The sequence below is a fragment of the Chitinophaga sp. W2I13 genome (genome assembly GCF_050434005.1).
Taxonomy (GTDB): domain Bacteria; phylum Bacteroidota; class Bacteroidia; order Chitinophagales; family Chitinophagaceae; genus Chitinophaga.
The window spans coordinates 6,038,114-6,058,484 of the sequence record NZ_JBNPWD010000001.1 but is presented as its reverse complement, the minus strand read 5'-3'; the positions used below and the strand labels follow the sequence as shown (position 1 = coordinate 6,058,484).

Below are 20,371 nucleotides of genomic sequence, written 5' to 3'. Positions count from 1 at the left end.
TATTAAATTGTTAGTTTGGAAGTTCTTTCACTTCTGGTACCAATAAAATTGATTTCATCTATCAGTGCTCCCAGCTTTCTGATGGTATGTTGTTCAAAGAGCTGTTTCAGTGTAAAATCGATATCGAAGGCAGTTCTTAATTTCTTCAGCAGCATCATGCTTTTTAATGAGTCGATACCAAGATCCAGGAAGTTGTCGTTCACTCCTATGCTTACAATACCGGTAAAAGTACTCAGCAGTGTTTCCAGCTTTTTTTCTGTAGCAGAATCCGGTGGAGCGTAAGGAGTGCCAAGTGCGGGGCGTTCCGTCACAAGATCCGGCCGGATGACCATTTCTTCCTGCACAGATATTTTCGGCTTGCTGCGCCTCGCCAAAAGCTGATGGAAGTTGCGGGGTGATATGATAACAACCGGCAACTTCAGGTTTATCGCTTTCAACAGCACCTCAATAAATTCATCATTGGTAATGGCACCTTCCAGACGCTGCATTCTTTCGGCTGCCGGCAAATGTGCCAACGCATTCTTCGCCATACCGGTCTCCCTTAATGCCGTCCATTCGATACTGAGGAAAGGATAGCCTCTATCTGCGCTTTCTGCGAAAGCATCCACCCAGGAGTTTGCAGCAACATATGCCGCCTCGCCAAATGCACCAACAGATGCAGCTATCGAAGAAAAATTAATGAAGAAGTCGGGCCGACGGCCCCTGAAAATATATTCCAACACACGCGTGCCGGCAATCTTGGGAGTGAAAACCTTCTCGTCATCGGCTTGTTTTCTTCTCAGGATCACACCACCATAATCCGCCATGCCGGCTGTATGCAATACCCCATGTATCTCACCGAACTGTCGTATTGCCTCATTAATACCTTCCTGCATTGGGATAAGATCTGAAACATCCACCTGCAGACTTAAAACTCCCACACCTTTTTCCTTCAGCCCGGAAAGAAATGCTTCCGGTAATACATTTCTGCTTATCAATACCAAATTGGCCCGGTATTTTTCTGACAGAAAAGTCGCCAGCAATTGTCCCATTCCACCGGAGGCACCAGTGATCAGGTAAGTGCCGTTTTCCCTGAAAGCGCCTGCACTATCATCCTGCTTCAATTGTAGTTGCTCAAAGACTTTCACATATCTCTTTTTCCCTCTGATGGCAACTTCTTTATCCTCCGTTCTTTCTGTCAACTCTTTCAACAGGCTATTAACAGTATCCTGGCTGGTTTCGGCTATATCAACCGCACAACAGGCAATGTCTTCAAACTCTTCACCTATGCTCCTGAGCGCGCCCGTCAGGGTAGCTTTATCCGGATATACCGTTTCATACCCGGAAATATTAAACAAGCCTTTCGCAATCACGTTCAGCTTCAAAGGAATTCCCGTGATCCGCGATGCAAATCCTCTCACCAGATTCAGCAATGTACTGTAACCAGCTACTGCCTGATCCGTGTGATCAGATAAAATATGATTCCACATATACACCACCTGCACCGCAGTAACATCTTTCAAAGACAGCCGTTCGAATAATTCATTGAAATCCTCTTCCCTGCCCGGATTCACCCCATATAGCCTGTTATTCTTTTGTATAAACTGATCGGCCTGTATCACCGTAATGCAAGTGGCGTCTGACTGCTGAAAATGCTGAAGTATAAGGTCGCTCAGCTCATCCGAACCAGCCAATAGCAATACCATATCAGTTGCATGAACAGCAGTATTTGAAACAGGCAACATAGATTGTTTCCACTGAACAGTATAACACCAGTCACTAGTGGAAGTCTTCCTGATATCGGGTTGCATACCCAGGTGTCCCGTCAGCATGCCTAAAGTGTCCACTTCCGCAGGAAAACGGATCTCCTCAAACGGATAGGTAGGCAGTGCGCACTTATTCCTTTTCTCATTGCTATGAAAAGCTATCCAGTCTATATTAAGTCCACACTCCCATAACTGGCCAAGGCGCTGCGTCAGTATCTTACTATCACCCGCAGCTTCCCTTGGCGTTTTCATCAGATGTACCATCCTACGAGTATTCCTGTACTGCGTTTTCACCAAACCACTTAATGCCTGTCCGGGTCCTGCTTCTATGAACAATGCATCTTTTTCCAACGCGAGTAATTGCCCGATGCCATCTGCAAATAATACCGGCAGTATCAACTGATTTGCCCAGTAATCAACTGATGTAGCTTCCTCATCTCTGATGAAGCCGCCCGTTGTATTGGCTATAAAAGGAATGCCTGGTTTATTCATTTTCACCTGCTCCAATTCCTGTTTGAATGCAGGCAAAACAGTGGCCTGCATATGTGAATGAAAAGCATGCGAGGTACGCAATCTGATGGAAGATATTCCTTTACTTCTCAATGTCGTTTCCAGCGCTGCAATGGCGGCACCATCCCCCGAAAATACCGTTTGTCCAGGTGCGTTAAAAGCTGCCGGCGAAATAGCAGCGTTCAGGTATTGCTGTGCTTCTTCGCGACTAAGAGATGCTCCCAACATGGCGCCATGGCCTGTTGTACCCATCAATTCTCCCCGCCTCACCACCAGCTTTACGGCATCTTCAAAAGAAAACACGCCACTTAAGCAGGCAGCAACAAATTCACCAAGACTATGTCCAATCATGTAATCGGGCTTAACCCCGAGCGACATCAGGTATTTTGACAACGCATACTCCAGCAGGAAAATCAGCGGTTGTGTGTAGCATGTTTCGTTTATCAGTTCGGATGCCTGCGGTTCCAGCGGCCATAAGATAATCCGATAGTCTTTACCGGTTGCCTGCTGTATGATATCAAATCCGGTATCCATCCATTCCCGGAACAAGGGTATACTTTCATACAGCTCTTTACCCATGTGAATATATTGCGCTCCCTGGCCCGGGAACATGAACACCACGACGCCCGGTGCTTTTGATGAGGAAGATATGTCCGCACCTGGTTGTTTCAACAGCTCCTGCAGTTCGTGGATATCAGAGAAGACAATTGCTTTGCGGTGCGTAAAATGACGGCGACCGGTTTGCATAGTAAAGGCAAGATCGGCACCGTTCACATGTGGCTCAGCGGGCAGAAAATCACTGAACCGTTGCCGGTATCGTGTCAATCCGTTTTCTGTCCGTGCGGATAATGTCAGTATTTTAAATTTACTCCCGGCGTCACTGAATGCCGGCACAGGAGCTTCCTCCAGTATCGCGTGGGCATTGGTGCCCCCGATACCAAAAGAACTTACTGCGGCTCGCCGCAATACATCTCCTTGTGCTTCCCATTTCTGCAGACCGGCATTTACGTAAAAAGGGCCCCCTGCAAAATCAATTTCCGGATTTGGAGCTTCAAAGTTAAGACTGGCTGGAATTTGCCCAAATTTAAGCGCCAAAGCGGCTTTTATCAGGCCGGCAACTCCTGCAGCCGAATCGAGGTGGCCTATATTTGTTTTTACCGATCCCAATGCACAATGATCCCCCGTTTTTTTGTTGAACGCAATATTCAATGCGGTCACTTCTATAGGATCGCCCAGTCTGGTACCTGTTCCGTGAGCCTCTACATAACCAATGGTGGCCGGATCTACTTTTGCCATTACCTGGGCTCTACGGATGCATTCTACCTGCCCTTCTACACTGGGAGCAGTAAACCCCACTTTTCTGTTACCATCGTTATTTATAGCGCTCCCTTTGATAATGGCATATATATGATCACCGTCTGCCTGTGCATCTTTTAATCGTTTCAATATTACTGCGCCTGCACCCTCCCCTACAACAGTGCCGCTGGCATCCCTGTCGAAAGCCCGGCAATGGCCATCTTCGGAATATATCATGCCTTCCTGGTAATGATACCCTTCCCTGATGCGGGACGACATAGACACGCCTCCCGCTATCGTCATCCTCGCTTCTCCCAGCAATAATGCTTTACAGGCCATATTAACAGCCACCAGTGAGGTGGAACAAGCCGTGTTGATATTAACTGCGGCGCCTTTCAGGTTCAGCTTATAGGCAAGGAGGGTACTCAGGTAATCCCTGTTGTTGATAACAGATAATGAGAAGTCATCTACCTGGTGTGCCACATTGCTCAACATCGTATAAACCTTCCAGTTAGTATCATCACAGGCGCCTGCATATATGCCTACAGGCGCTTTAACATGATCCGGATTGTAACCCGCATCTTCCAGCGCTTCCCATACGCATTGATGAAATACTCTGTGCAAAGGATTGATGAAAGCTGCTTCGGCAGGACTATAATCGAAAAAGGAATAATCAAACAGCTCTTTTCCCTGCAGGGTGATCAATGCTTTTATAAGGCTTCCATTATCAGGCTTACCTGTTGCCAAAGGTTCATTTGTCAGAAAACGAACTGACTCATGACCATTTTTCAGGTTATTCCAGTATTCCCGCCAGTTATCGGCATCCGGGAAACGACACCCGATCCCTATAATCGCTATCTCCAGGCCTGTATATGTCTCATTCGTCGCCATAATCAATGCTGTTTAAATGTCTGAAGGTTTCTTCCAGAATGTCTGCAGATGCCAGGGCTTCTTTATTTAATTCTTCTATTCCCTTTTCCGCGCCTGGTTGGAAGTAAGCAGCTAGTTCACTGACTGCAGGTCTTCTGAAAACATCGACCACATTCAGGTTGCTGCCAAAGCGCCGGTTTATCTGCGTTACCATACGAATCAGCTTGATGGAATTACCACCGGCATCAAAGAAATTATCTTTTACGCCTATTTGGTCATTACCCAATATTTCCCGGCATATCATCAGCAATTTTTCCTCCACATCATTCGCCGGTGGCTCGTATCGTAACGTTGTTTTTATCTGTACACCCTCATCTGTCAGCAACCGTTTCCGGTCCACTTTTCCATTGGGTGTCAGTGGCAGTTTGTCCAGCTTATAAAATTTAGTGGGTATCATATAAGCAGGAATTATATTACTAAGCTGTTCCCTGATATGCGGTACATCAGGCATATTTTCTGTTACCAGCCACGCAACTAGTTCTTTCATACCTGATTCGTCAGGCCGCGCAAGCACAGTCGCTGCCAATATCCCATCACATTGCTGCAGAGCTGCTTCTACTTCGCCTGATTCTATTCTGTACCCCTGTACTTTCAACTGTTCATCTTTGCGCCCAATGAAAGCCAGATTTCCATCCGGAAGCCATTTTCCAAGGTCGCCGGTTTTATATAGCTTCCCGTTTGTACGGATTGGATCTGCTATGAACCGCTCCTTCGTTAGCTTTTCCCTGTTCAGATAGCCGTTGGCGACGGATCTTCCCCCTATATATATTTCACCGGTAACACCGGCAGGACAAAGCATTTGCTGATCGTCCAATATATAGATAACCGTATTGGCAATGGGTTTTCCAATCAACACGGGGCCGGCGCCATCGAGTTCTTTTACCACACAACCTACTGTTGCCTCCGTGGGGCCGTACTCGTTATATATCTTTATATCCGCCCGGATATTTTTCAGAATGTTCACATGCTCCGGAGTCATTTCTTCCCCGCCTACAATAGCGCAAACCGGACCATCCGGTGGCAATGAGATATGTTTCAGCAGACCGATATGTGCAGGTGTTAACTTGATGGCATTGATACCGCCGTCTTTACTGAAGGTATGCCGGAAAATGTCGGAGAGATCTTCATGCTGCGGATATATATACAACATACCTCCCGCCGTTAACGGGCAATAAATACTGGTAACGGTGAGGTCAAACGACAGGGAAGTATATAAGCCAAAATGGGGTCGCTCTTCTTTAAAATAATAACCCAGTGCCCATTGTATATAATTCAGCAGGTTATCATTCGTTACCATGCATCCTTTGGGCTTGCCGGTGGAGCCAGAGGTGTACATTACATATGCCAGGTCTCCAGGCGCACGTTTCAGAGAGATATTATGTGTTTCCCAGGCGTGCCGTTCTTCTTCAAATTTTGTCAGCGTTGCAGTATCTATACACGTAATACATTGACTGTCGTTCAGTATATATGCAACAAGTTCTGCCGGATAGGCCGGGTCAACGGGTATGTAGGCAGCGCCGGTTTTGAGGACTGCCAGGATGGCTGCAATCATACTATCGCTGCGTTCCAGCCGGATAGCTACCAGGTCATTCCCTTTAACTGCATACCGATCCAGCATCCAGGCCGCCAGCTGGTTGGCCTGCGCATTTAATGCACCGTAGGTAGTATCGTTTCCTGCATATCTTAATGCGATTTGTTCAGGATGTTCGAGTGCCTGTTGCTCAAATAAATCCAGCACGGATGAAACATGATCCTTAGCGGTGGTTGTATGGTTAAAGTCCACTGTCAGTTGCACTATTTCTTCTTCACTCAGGTAATTTATTTGTTGTATCGGAACATCCGGCTGCCGTACCATACTCGTCAGTATCCTGATGAAATGCTCTCCCAGCAGGGAAATACTATCATGATGATAGATCTCTGTGTTATACTCCATTATCATTTGCCATTCACCGTCCATCGCTGTGAAGAAAAAGGTAAGGTCAAACTTACTAACCAGGTACGGGCTGTTTTCAAATGCCGCTATCACAGGATCTCCCGGATGATGTTGCCGGATATGCGGATTATTGTCAGGCTGTTGCAGTACCAGCATTACATCAAAAAGCGGGCTGCGGCTCGTATCTCTTTTGAGGCCCAGATCATCTATCAGTTCGTCGAAAGGATATGCTCCGTGCTCATAGGCTTCCAGGGTTACGGTTTTGATATGTGCCAGCAATTGCCGGTAGCTGTAAGTGCTGTCAAACCTGGTACGTAACGCGAGGGTATTTACGTAACAACCAATCTGATCTTCCAGGTCCGCATGATCCCGCCCTGCCACCGGGGTACCTATGATAATATCTTCCTGGCCGGTATAACGATTCAGTAAAGCACTTAAAGCGGCGAGTAACTTCATGAAAACGGTATAGCATTCTTCACTGTCTAAAAGCGCTGTTGGCCGCAAAATATCAGCTGTGATTATTTTTGTTACAGCTGCGCCATTATATGTTTTCACAGCAGGGCGGCGTTTTTCTGATGGGAGCTCCAGTACAGGAAGTTCGCCGGAGAATTGTTTTATCCAATATTCCCTCGAAGCGCTGAGTGCACCACCAGCTAAAAGCCCCTGCTGCCAGCTTGCATAATCTCTATACTGAAGACGAAGCGCCGGAGCTGTGATACCATCACCGTTCCGGTGGCTCCTGTAGTACGTTAAGAGTGCTGTTATAAGCAGTCCCATTGACCAGCCATCAGTAATGATATGATGTAATGAACAGGTGAGCAGCCATTCATTGGCAGACAACTGATGTAATCCTGCCCGAATCAATATATCTTTCGTGAGATCAAAGGGACGCAATGCCTCCTCCCGGAGGAATGTGGCGATCTCCTGTGGACTGAATTCACTCAGGTCCTGTTGACGCAGCGAGAAGCCAGCCTCATTTTCAGATATTACATACTGACGAATTTCACCGGTTTCATTTTCCCGGAATACGGTACGTAGTATTTCATAACGACTTATTAATACGCTGAAAGCCGCCTGCAGGGATGCAATATCCAATTCGCCGGAAATGCGGTAAAAACCGGGCATATTATAAGCCCTGCTACCATCCTTGAATTGACTCAATACCCATAGCCTGCGCTGTGCAGAAGACAAAGGGTAACTGTCCTGTACCGGCGCCGGAAGTAGCCCGGTATAGATTGTTTTACCTGCTTTCCTGATGAGCTGTGCCTGTTGCGTCAGCAATGGGTGAGAAAATATCTCCTTCAGCGCAATTTTTACCTCAAATGCTTTATGTATAAGATGCGACAACCGTGCTGCCTTTAAACTGTGACCTCCCGACTCGAAAAAATTGCTTTTCGGGCCAATTGTTGCTGATGGTAATAAACTCTTCCAGATGTCTGCGAGCTTTGTCTCCATAACATCCATCGGATATTCCATCAGTGCCGGTGTATCCTGGTCCAGGGCTTTATAGGAAGCCAGTTCCTTTTTATCCACCTTTCCATTTTGTAACAATGGTATTCTTTCCACACATACATATCTGTCGGGCAACATATACAACGGCAACAATTTCACGAGGTGCGCCCTTACAGCAGCAGTATCCGGCGGTACTTTGCTAACAACATAGGCTGTCAGACTTTTTTCTATCGTATTGCTATCACTCAACAGTACCCTGGCTTCGCTGATACCTTCATATGTATTCAAGGCACTTTCAATATCACCTGCCTCAATGCGGAATCCTCTGATCTTGATCTGGTTGTCAATTCTACCTAACACCTCCAGGTTTCCATCGGGCATCCATCTTCCAAGATCGCCAGTTTTATACATCATCCTGCCGGGCCGGAAGGGATCCGGAATAAACCGGCTGGCTGTTTGTTCCGGCTTATTGGCGTAGCCAATGCAAACACCATCTCCACTCGTACAAACTTCTCCGATCACCCCTACAGGACATAACTGTCCTTCCTGCGACAATATATAATTCCGTGTATGCTGAATCGGTCTGCCTACCAGCATCCGCTCACACTGCCGTGGCACTTCATAATAAGAGGTTACGTCAGCGCACTCTGTTTGTCCGTAAGTATTGACGATGCGTAAACCTGGATGTCCGTCATAGCATTTGTCAACAAGAGACCTGCTTAGTCGCTCTCCGGTGAGAATTAATGTTTGTATATGGTCCAGTTGAATGCTTTCTCCATAAGATAAATAATCACTTATCTGAGAGGCAATCACTTCCAGCATACGGCAGTGATACGCGCGGGTCTTCTCCAATAGTTTTTCCATATCCCGCAACTCTTCATAATTACATAACACTACCTTACCACCGGTTATCAGCGGCGCCCATTGTTGCCAGATGCCGCCTACAAAATAAAGTTCTGAACAGTGACAGATAGTATCTTCCGCGGTCAGCTGAAGTAATTCCAGTTTACTCCAGAGATGATTTATCACACCCCTGTTGTGTAACATGCAACCTTTGGGATGACCGGTAGAACCAGAAGTATAAACCACATAAGCCAGGTCTGTAGCCGTGTTCATGTGGGGAGGATTTATTGTCGGGTATTTATTTTCTTTCCTGAAATTCTGCATCAGCACATCGTCAATCAATACGGCGCAATGGCTATCTCCGGTAATATATCGAATGCGCTCCTCCGGATATTGCGGGTCAATAGGTACACATCCCGCACCTGCTTTCAGGACTGCCAGCATGGCTATCACCGCCTGTTCGCTACGTTCCAGTTTTACACCAATGGCATCATTCGGCCTTATATTAAAAGTTTCCCGGAGATAATAAGCCAGCTGATTGGCGGCCTCGTTCAATGCGGTATAAGTAAGTATAACATCTTCAAAAATCAATGCGGTGTTGTCCGGCATTTTTGCTACCTGTGATTCGAACAACGCGATCAATGTGGCATCTGCCGGATAATAAGTTTCGGGCCCTTTGCACATATCGATGAGCTGCTCTTTTTCAGCTACCGGTATGTAATCCAGTGCTGCTATCGGCATCTCCGGTTGTTGTATAATCGCTTCCAGCAGCGTCATGAAGTGAGTACACATACTTCCGGCTATCGACTCCGTATAGATGTCCGTATTATATTCAAGTGTCAGCTGAATATCGTCTCCTTTCTCCGTGAAAATAAAATTGATGTCGAACTTGCTAACAACATGCTCCGCACGTTCATAGGGTTTCACCACTGCACCTGGTATAACGAGGTTAGTGGCAGCTATGTTTTCATTCAGAATAATGAGCACATCAAACAGTGGACTGCGGCTCATATCCCTTTGTAGCTGCAGATCTTCCAACAACTCGTCAAAAGGATAAACAGCATGTTCATAAGCCTCCAGGGTAATATGTTTGATCTGTTCCAACAGTTCCCGGTAGTTGTGGGTTCCCTGAAACCTTGCACGCAGGGCAATCGTATTTACATAGCAGCCAATCTGATCTTCCAGATCTGCATGATCCCTGCCTGCAACCGGGCTGCCTGTAATAATATCAGTTTGTCCTGTATAACGATATAGCAGGATGTTTATGACCGCCAGCAACCTCATGAAAAGCGTATACTCTTTTCCGTTATCCAATGCTTTCAGCTGCACAATGGTAGCGGCAGAAATTTGCCTGGTTATCACGGCGCCATTGTAAGTTTTTATGATAGGACGCGCATACGCAGCAGGTAATTCCAGCACAGGCAACTCACCGGAAAACTGTCTCAACCAGTAGTCTCTTGAAGCATTAACAACTCCCTCCTTCAACTGATCCTGCTGCCAGATTGTATAATCTTTGTATTGAATGCGGAGCTTCGGTAATACCACCTGCTTTCTTTCGTGTAGGTAACGGTAAACAGTCAATAGCTCACTTATAAGTATACCTATTGACCAGCCATCGCTGATAATATGGTGCATAGTGCAGGTAAACAACCAGTTTCCGGCAGAAAGATGATATAAGCCTGCCCGCAACAGGAGCCCCGTGCTAAGATCAAAAGGTTGCCATGCTTCCTGGCGGATAATCGCCTCCGGATCCTGATTGGCAGCACCCCTGAGGTCATCATATGCTACTTCAAAAGAAACAGATGCTTCAGGTAAAATAAACTGCCGTATTTCCCCGTCTTCGTCTTCGCGGAATACGGTGCGCAAAATGCCGTGCCGTGCGATCATCCACCTGAAAGCATTATTCAGGGAGTCTATGTCCAGCTCACCGGAAACATGGAAGTAGCCCGGTATATTGTAAGCAATACTGCTTTCTTCCAACTGGCTTAATATCCAGAGCCTTCTTTGCGCAGAAGACAACGGATAACTTGACCGCTCTTTTACCGGTTGTAATTCCGTATAAGATTTTCTTGCAGCGGCATTTATCAGCAGTGCCTGTTGCTCCAAAACAGGATGGGCAAATAATTCCCTCAGTTGTATTTTGACTTCAAAATTCTTATGTATCAGGCCCGATAAACTTATTATTGTCAGGCTACTCCCGCCCAGATCGAAGAAGCTATCCATTACGCTGATAGTTTCCCGATGCAATATTTTTTTCCAGATGACCAACAACTGTTCTTCTGTCGGGTTTCGGGGCGCTATGTGATCAGCTTGTCTGACAAATAATTTTTCATGAGGAAGTGGCAACGCTTTCCTGTTTACTTTGCCGCTATCTGTTAGTGGTAGTTGATCCAGTTGTATAAAAAGTACGGGGATCATGTAGGAAGGCAACTTACCAGACAGAAATTGTTTTAGATCAGCCACCGATAACGCTTTTGCAGCAGCAATATAAGCGACCAGCTCCTTATCCCCGGCAGGAGTTACCCAATCGGTTACACAGCTGGCGGTAAGACCTGGATAAGTTAGCAAAGCGCTTTCTATCTCGCCTGTTTCGATGCGGTAACCATGTATTTTTACCTGGTTGTCTCTCCGCCCGATATATTCAATATTGCCGTCTTCCAACCATCGCCCCATATCTCCGGTGCGATACATCCGGTTTACGGGCATAAAAGGATCAACGGAAAAACGTTGCAGGGTAAGTTCTTTGTTATTCAGATACCCTCTGGCAACACCTACCCCGGCAATACAGATTTCTCCCTGTACTCCCACGGGCGTCAGTTGGCCCGCTTCATCAAGTATATAGATGCTGATATTGCTGATTGGTTTTCCAATAGGTATCCGGACATCTCCCGCAGCGGTGGTATAAGCGGTCACATCTACCGATGCCTCTGTAGGGCCATACAGATTATGTACCGGCGCTGCTGCTTTTGCATACCATTTTTTCACCAGTTCCGGCGACAAAGCTTCCCCGCTGGTAATCAACAGTCGCAGGCTTTTAAGACGTTTTACAAGGTCTGTATTCTCGTCCAATACACCGATGAAGCTATTAAACATGCTGGGCACAAAGTGCATACAGGAGACCGTATGTTTCTCCACCAGCTCCAGGATGCGCTCAGGAGACCCAATATCTTCCTGTTGACAAAGTACCATTGTGGCGCCCCAACACAGCGGCATAAATATCTCCCAGACAGATACATCAAAAGTGAATGTTGTTTTCTGCAGAATAATATCGCGGCGGCTATATCCATATGCATTCCACATCCACTCGAGGCGATTTACAACGCCGCGGTGTTCCAGCATACATCCTTTAGGTCGACCGGTAGAACCGGATGTGTAGATCACATAGGCCAGATCTTCAGGTTTATTTACCCTTGGCGGGTTACTGACATCTGATAATGCTATTTGTCCGGAGATGGCAGATAACAGTTCCTGATCTATCAGCACTTTACACTGACTGTCCGCCACCATATAGCTGATTCTGTCCGGCGGATAATCATGCCCTATCGGAATGTAGGCTGCACCTGACTTCAGCACTCCCAATAACGCAATAATCATCTCCGGGCTTTTTTCCAACTGCACGGCTACAAGATCATCCGGTTGAATTTGATATTGTTCCCGCAGCCAGGCAGCCAATAGATTGGCCTGCTCATTCAACCTGCGGTAGGTAAATTTTTCGTCCTCAAATATCAGCGCAGTAGCTTCAGGTGACAGGCTCACCTGATCTTCAAACAGAGACACCAGTGTACTGCTGTCTGCAAAATCTACCGCAGGTCGATTAAAGGTGGTAAGTATAAGTTGCTGCTCCTGCGGAGACAGAAAGCTAAGCTTACCAACAGCCTCCAAAGGGTGCAACACCAATGTTTGCATGAGTTGCTGCAGATGATCTGCCAGCCTGTAAGCTGTACGTTCCAGGAAGATATCACTATTAAATTCCAGTGTCAGATCAAGGCCATTGTTCCCTGCTATAAAGTAAAAGGTGAGATCGAACTTACTGCCCATAGCAGTATTATCTGAATAGGGGATGATATCCAATTCCGGTATCCCCTTAAATAACTGTTCCTGCTCAGGGTACTGTAGCGTGATCATCACATCAAATAACGGACTGCGACTCAGGTCCCGTTTCAGATTCAACTTCCTCACCAGTTCTTCAAAGGGATAGGCCTGATGCTCATTCGCTTCCACAGTCACCTGCGTTGTTTTTCCCAGCAGTGATATATAACTATCCTCCTCAGTAAACCGTGTCCGGAGGGCCAGTGTATTTATATAAAAACCAATCTGATTTTCAAGGTCAATATGTTCCCGGCCTGCGATGGGTGTACCAATTACAATATCCCGCTGCGTTGTATACCTGAATAACAAAATGTTCAGTACCGTCAGCAGACCTGCAAAAAGAGTGGTCCCCTCTTCGTGACATAGTTGCTCCAACGCTTTGCTGACAGCAGGATCTATTACCCTGCTAATAGTTTTACCGTTATAGCTTTTCTGGTACGGCCGCGTCTTATCTACCGGCATGTTAAGCACGGGTATTTCTCCTGAAAATTGTTGCAGCCAATACTGCTCCTGTTTAAATAATGCACCATTCATCAACTGCTCCCGCTGCCATACCGCATAATCCCTGTACTGTATATACAGTGGCGGTAGTATTGGCTGTGTGTGTGCCAGCAAAGCATTGTAACAGATCAGCAGTTCATTGAAAAGCCTGTTCATCGACCAGCCATCACTGATAATATGGTGCATCGTGTAAACGAATAACCATTTTCCTTCTTCCAGTCTGTATATGGCGGCACGTAACAGCGGACCGCGTTCCAGGTCGAAAGGTGATAACAGTGCTTCGCTTACCTTTTGCTGCAGCGCAGATCCGGAGAGACCCGCAGCTCTGAGATCTTCCGTTTTCAGGCAAAATCCCGCAGCTGCTGACGACAACACTTCCTGCCACACCGTTCCTTCCGTTGCCTCATGTCTGAATATAGTTCTCAGTATTTCGTGCCTGTCCAACATCAACCGGAATGCTGCTTCCATTATTCCGGTGTTCAGCATGCCCGTCAACATCCAGGTCCTGGACATATTATATACGGTACCGCTTTTCTCTATCTGGGCCAGGGTCCATAACCTTTGCTGCGAAGATGATAACGGGTATCCTGCCTGCAGCGGCTGTACTTTGATGTGTTCAAAACCCCGCTGGTCGGAACCGGCAATCAATGTCGCCTGGCTTTCCAATGTTGTATTCACAAACAAATCCTTCAGTGGGATTCTCACTTTAAAAGACTGATGTATCCTTCCCGCCAGGCTCGTCATCTTCAGACTATGGCCTCCAAGACCAAAGAAATCATCTTTCACACTCACTTTTTCCACGAATAGCAATTCCTGCCAGATGAGCGCCAATCCCTGCTCTATATCATTACGGGGTGCTACATATTCCGCACCCGGCAACTGGCCGGAATATAGCGGTACAGGCAAGGCGGAACGATCAATTTTCCCATTTGGTGTTAACGGAATACTATCTATCCTGATAAAATTTGCCGGTATCATATATGCCGGAAGGCGCTGCTTCAGGAACAAAATGATATCCTGTACCTGCAAGGCTGATTTAGTCACGAGATAGGCTACCAGTTCCTTTTCATCCTGCGCACTTTCAGCGGGGATAACGATTGCTTTTTCAATGTCCGGATATAACTGAAGCGCATTGGCTATTTCGTTGGGTTCTACGCTGTAACCTCTTATTTTAAGCATTTCGTCGCTTCTGCCCAGAAAGCGAATGCTTCCATCTGCCAGGCGTTTTCCTAAGTCGCCGGTTCTGTAAATCAATGTCCCGGGAAGAAAAGGAGCCGGCACAAATTTGCGTGCGGTAAGTTCCGGAAGATTCATATAACCCGCAGCCAGTCCGTCTCCGGAAATACCGATTTCACCGGTAGCGCCTTCCGGTAACAGCTGCTGATGATTATCCAAGATAAAAACATGATTATTGCCGATGGGCCAGCCCAATGAAATATACTCTACGGGACGGCCTAGGTCAAACTGACGAATGAGTTTTCCTATGGTTGTTTCCGTAGGCCCGTAGTGGTTATATACCTGGCAGGTCGCGTGCTGCTGTTGCAGCTGCAAAATAATGTCCGCAGTCAGTGGTTCTCCGCCGAAAATAAGGCATTGAGATGGTGCGAAAAGTGGAAGATCGTCCTGAAGCGCCTTCCAATGTGAAGGCGTAATTTTCAGACAATCCAGCTTTTCCTGTCTCATCTTTATTGCGTCAGTAGCATCCGTGATGGAATAGATATGTAATGTCCCTCCCAACAGTAAAGAAGTATAGATGATCGTATTACCAAGATCTGCTGCAACAGTGGATACCAGCCCGAAGTCTTTACAATCCGATACATTGGTTTTGTCCCTGATGCCATAGGCATAATCCATCAGTGACTGATTCGTGATCATCACCCCCTTGGGTTGTCCTGTGGTACCGGAAGTATATATTACATAGGCCAGGCTCTGCGAAGTAGCTTCATGGCTAACATTGTCGGCCCTGTATTCATGTGCAGCATTTCTGAAACGCACTAACTCGGTTTCATCGAGGAATAACCGGCTGCCACTATCTTTCAGGATAAATGAAATACGTTGATCGGGGAAGGCGGGGTCAATGGGTACATAGGCGCCTCCTGCTTTAAGCACACCCAATATACAAATGATCGACCAGGCATTTCTTTCTGCGCTTATAGCAACGTTGTCGCCTGTACGAACACCGTGTTCTCTCTGCAAAAAATCAGCCAGCCGATTGGCCGTTTCATTCAGTTCCCGGTAAGTATAGGCAGTATCCTGGAATACCAGTGCCCTGTTTTCCGGTGATTGTATCACCTGTGATTCAAATACCTGGATAATCGTCTGATCACGCGGATAATCGGGAGCAGACTCGTGAAAAGAAGCCATCAGCAAATCCTTCTCCGCTGATAACAACAGCTCCGGCTGGTACAAAGGCGCATCCGGATGTACCACCAGCTGTTGCAACAACCGGTTGAAGTGCTGAGTAATATTATCTATGGTGTGTCTCTCAAAAATATCTGTGTTATATTTTAATTCCACCTGCAGGCCATCGCCATGCTCACTGCAGATAAAAGACAGGTCCACCTTGCCGGATTTGTCTGCCTGCTGCCGGAAGGGTTTAATGGACAACCCATTCTCCATATTATTTTCCAGATTATACCGATCCATATTCTGCAATATCACCATCACATCAAATAGTGGATTACGGCTCCTGTCCACGCGGAGCTGAAGATCATCTATCAATAAATTAAAAGGATAGCGCTGGTGTTCATACGCATCGAACGATACTTGTTTGACATGGTTAAGCAAACTTCTGAAACTCACTTCATCATGGCAGTGGATGCTCAATGCCAGCGTGTTGATATAATTCCCCAGCTGATCCTGCAGGTCGGCATGTTCTCTTCCTGATGTAACGGTTCCCAGCATGATATCCTCCTGTCCTGTGTAACGATGCATTAATGCGGTAACTGCTGCCAGTATGCCCATAAACAGCGTACAGTCCTGCTCCCTGAGCAGCCGCGTTAACCGGGTATACAGGTCAGGGTTCATCTGATACACTACTGCGTCACCGTTGTATGTTTTTATGAGCGGACGGGCTTTATCTGTAGGCAGATTTAATATTGGCAGCTCACCTTTCAGCTTTTTTATCCAGTATTGCCGATGATCTTCCATCGCCCCGCTTTGCAACTGCTCCTGCTGCCATACGGAAAAATCCTTGTATTGAATACGCAGCGGAGCCGGCAGTAATTCCGTTCTTTTTGATACTATGGCATTATAGCAGGTTGCCAGCTCTCTGTTAAAAATTTCCATGGACCATCCATCACAGATAATATGATGTATGGTACAGGCAATAACATGCGTTTCATTCCCTGTTTGGAATAAAGATACCCGCAACAATGGCCCTGTTGCCAGGTCAAATGGATGCATTAATGTTGTTGCCACTACGTTTTCAAGCGTATGGAGCCAATGCGGATCTTCTCTCAAATCCCTGTATTGGATCTTTATTCGCAGCGTTCCGGGTGCCATTATGAACTGCCTGATTTCTAAGGCATCATTGCTTTTGAACACGGTACGCAGTACTTCGTGCCGTTCTGCTAACTTTTCAAAAGCCCTTTGCAGAGCGGCAACATCCAGCTCTCCCTCCAATAGGTAGGTACCAGGAACATTATAGGCGATGTTTCCTGCTTCTGTTTGACTTAATGTCCAGATACGGTGCTGTGAAGAAGATAAAGGGTAAGACTCCTGGTAAGTTGCCGGTTCAATATAACTAAAAACGGTTGTTCCTTTTTCCTGCAGCAGCAAAGCCAGTTGTTCCAGCACCGGATGCGTAAATATTTCCTGCAAGTGGATCTTTACCCCGAAAGTTTTATGCAGCAGGCCAGCCATTTTGCTGGCTTTCAGGCTATGACCACCCAGGGAAAAGAAGTTATCTGTTACGCTGATATTTTGACGGCTCAATACCTGCTCCCAGATATGCAACAGCGTTTCTTCTGTTTTATTGCGCGGCGCCACAAGTATCGTCTCCTTCCCCCCGTGTGCCAACACCGGGTCTGGTAATGCTTTCAGATCAATCTTTCCATGCTGCGTAGTGGGGAAGCTTCCCAGCTGTATATAATAGGCAGGCAGCATAAATACCGGCAACTGGGTGTTGAGATATGCCCTGAGGGCTTCATCAGTCCATTTCTCCCCGCTGATAAAATAAGCAACCAACTCCTTTTCACCAGTATCGTCCTGTCGGGCAATAATATGTGCCGCAGAGATGGAAGGATGACTTAACAGTGCGCTTTCTATTTCACCGGCTTCAATCCTGAAACCCCTGATCTTCATCTGCTGGCCAATCCTGCCCATGAACAACAAGTTGCCATCGCTACGCCAGCACCCCAGGTCGCCGGTTTTGTACACCACACTTCCTTTTTTGAATGGGTGCGCAATAAATCGCTCCGCCGTAATCGCATCGTTATTAAAATATCCTTTAGCCAAACTATCTCCGGCTATATAAATTTCACCTGTTACCCCGATAGGGCAAAGTTGACAGTGCTTGTTCAACACCAGCAGCTGTGTATTAAATACAGGTTTTCCTACCGGAATATTCGTTTCATATTGCCGCACTTCCATAGAAGCCGCTACCACAGTACTTTCTGTTGGACCATAGTTATTAACAATACGATAGGGCCGTTTTTCAAATATATTCAGCTTATCACCCCCCAAAAGCAAATATCGCAGCTGCTGGAGATGGCTGTTCTGAATAATAAATTTTTCACCCAGTTGCGTAGGCAGGAAGCCGATAGTGATTTGTTGTGTAGTATAGTAATCAGATAACTCGTTTACATTCATTCTGAGATCACCGGATAAAAGATGCACCGATGCTCCGGCAATAATGTAAGGAAACAGCTCCCATACCGCCGCATCAAATGAAAAGCTGGCATACAAAGTGGCACGGTCACCAGCGGTTACAGAGAACGCACTGATATGCCAGGCACATAAATTTACCAGACTTTTATTGGTGATGGTTACGCCTTTGGGCTTTCCTGTAGATCCGGAAGTATAAATGATATATGCCGGGTCTTCCGGCGAGATTTCCATCGCAGGGTTCTCTACTTTGCCGACCGGAAAATTCTTTTCAAATTTGCGGATGAAATTTTCGTCTATCAAAACTTTACACTTGCTGTCTTCCTGCATATACAGCACACGTTCAATGGGATATTCGGGATCTATTGGCAGGTAAATTCCACCGGCTTTCAATACGCCTAATACGGCCACTATCGCCCATTCAGTTCTATCCAGCAGAATAGCGGCTACTTCCTGCCTTTGCAAATGACCATATGTTTTCAAGTAGTGCGCAAAACAGTTGGCCCGCTCATTGAGCTGTTGATAGGTAAATGATTGTTCCTGATAAACCAATGCAGTATTTCCCGGGGTGTGCTGCACCTGCTCTTCAAAAAGCTGCATCACTGTTTTATCAGCAGGATAAGGATGGGCTGTTTTGTTGAAAGACTCCAGCAACTGTATCTTTTCTCCTGTAGTCAGAAAATCAAGCTGAGAAACAGGAACATCTTTCTGTACTACAATACTGTCGGAAAGCTGTTGGAAGTGGTCAGCCAGTTGCCGGGCAAATGCGGCAGAATAAATATCGCTATTGTATTCCAGCTTCAATTCCAGCTCTCCATTCTTCTCCAGAAAATTGAATACGATATCAAACTTGGCTCCTTCCTGTACCTGTTCTTTCTCATAAGCGCTGATGTGGAGCTCCCCGATATTATAATGCCGGGTCATCTCCCCGTCCTGGAACATCACTACCACGTCAAATAGTGGATGACGGCTCTGATCCCATGATAGATGAAGGTCACTGATAATATGTTCAAATGGATAGCGCTGATGTTTATGCATATCCAATACCGCTACTCTGATATTTTGCAACAAATCGGTGAATTGATCGCTTTCCTGTAAACCCGCTCTTACAGGTAATATATTGGTATATAAACCAAGCTGGGATTCCAGTTGAAAGGAGTTTCTTCCTGATAATGGTATGCCAACAATAATATCCTGCTGCTCTGTGTACCGGTATAACAAGGCATTTACCACAGCAAGTAAACCCATGAATGTTGTACTGTTATTTTCCCGGCAGATGGCTTTTATCTGGTGGAATACCTGTGGCCTCAGCCTGCAACAGGCGGTAGCGCCATTATATGTCCGGTATAGCGGCCGGGGTTTATCCCCCTTCAGGTCAAGCACCGGCAGATCCCCCTGCAACTGTTCAAGCCAATATAATTTATGCGCCTGCATCGCCCCGTTGGCCAGCTGTTGTTGTTGAAATACAGCAAAGTCCTTGTATTGTAAATTCAGCGGTTCCGGTGACGGCAGGGTTTTATCCAGATATGCCTGATAATGAGCGAGCAGTTCTTTCATCAATATGCCCACCGACCACCCATCGCTGATGATATGATGCATGACTACCCCGAGCACATAACTATCCGCTGATAGCTGATACAGGCATGTTTTCAGCAGCGGTCCCTTGTCAAGTTCAAATGGCTGGGTACTGAACAGCCGGATCATCGCGTGTAAGGCTCTTCCGGGATGCGTTTCGTTGCGCAGATCTGTCGTTGACAGGTCAAATGGGCAAGCTGCTTCATTCAGAATATACTGCCTTAACTCTCCTTCCTCATTTTCTCTGAATACGGTACGCAAAATCTCATGACGGGACAGTAGTCTTTCGAATGCAAATTTCAATGCACCTATGTTCAGGGGGCCTTCAAACCTGAAGAATCCGGGCATATTATAGGCCATATTCCCGTCTGCGGTTTGGCTCGACAACCATATCCCTCTTTGAGAAGATGACACGTAATAAGCCTCCTGCAGTGCTGCAGATGGAATATAATGTCCGTCCGTTTCCGGCGAAAGGGTATGTTTATTTTCTAAAAGAAACTGAACGAGTTCACTTTTATGCTTCCTGATTTCAGCAAGCAGGTCCGGATTGATGTTAGCGCTGCCTGCGTAAACGTTCAATTCACCATCTACTACTTCCAGTAAAATATTATGCTTTCTGACGTTTTTTAAAAGCTCTTTCATGATCTTATCTGTTCATGCTTTGGGGACA

2 protein-coding genes are annotated in these 20,371 nt (G+C 46.4%); both read right to left on the bottom strand.

Going from position 1 to position 20,371, the window contains the following annotated elements; genetic code table 11:
• Positions 1-2 precede the first annotated feature (2 nt).
• The gene (locus tag QFZ48_RS24835) at positions 3-4,442 is read right to left on the bottom strand and encodes an SDR family NAD(P)-dependent oxidoreductase (RefSeq protein WP_429064206.1); all 4,440 of its coding nucleotides are present in this window, start codon (positions 4,440-4,442) and stop codon (positions 3-5) included.
• Positions 4,429-20,343 carry an amino acid adenylation domain-containing protein gene (locus QFZ48_RS24830; protein WP_429064204.1) on the bottom strand — a complete coding sequence of 5,305 codons (15,915 nt, stop codon included), beginning with the start codon at positions 20,341-20,343 and terminating at the stop codon, positions 4,429-4,431. The genes QFZ48_RS24835 and QFZ48_RS24830 overlap by 14 nt, the downstream gene beginning before the upstream one ends.
• Positions 20,344-20,371: the final 28 nt, after the last annotated feature.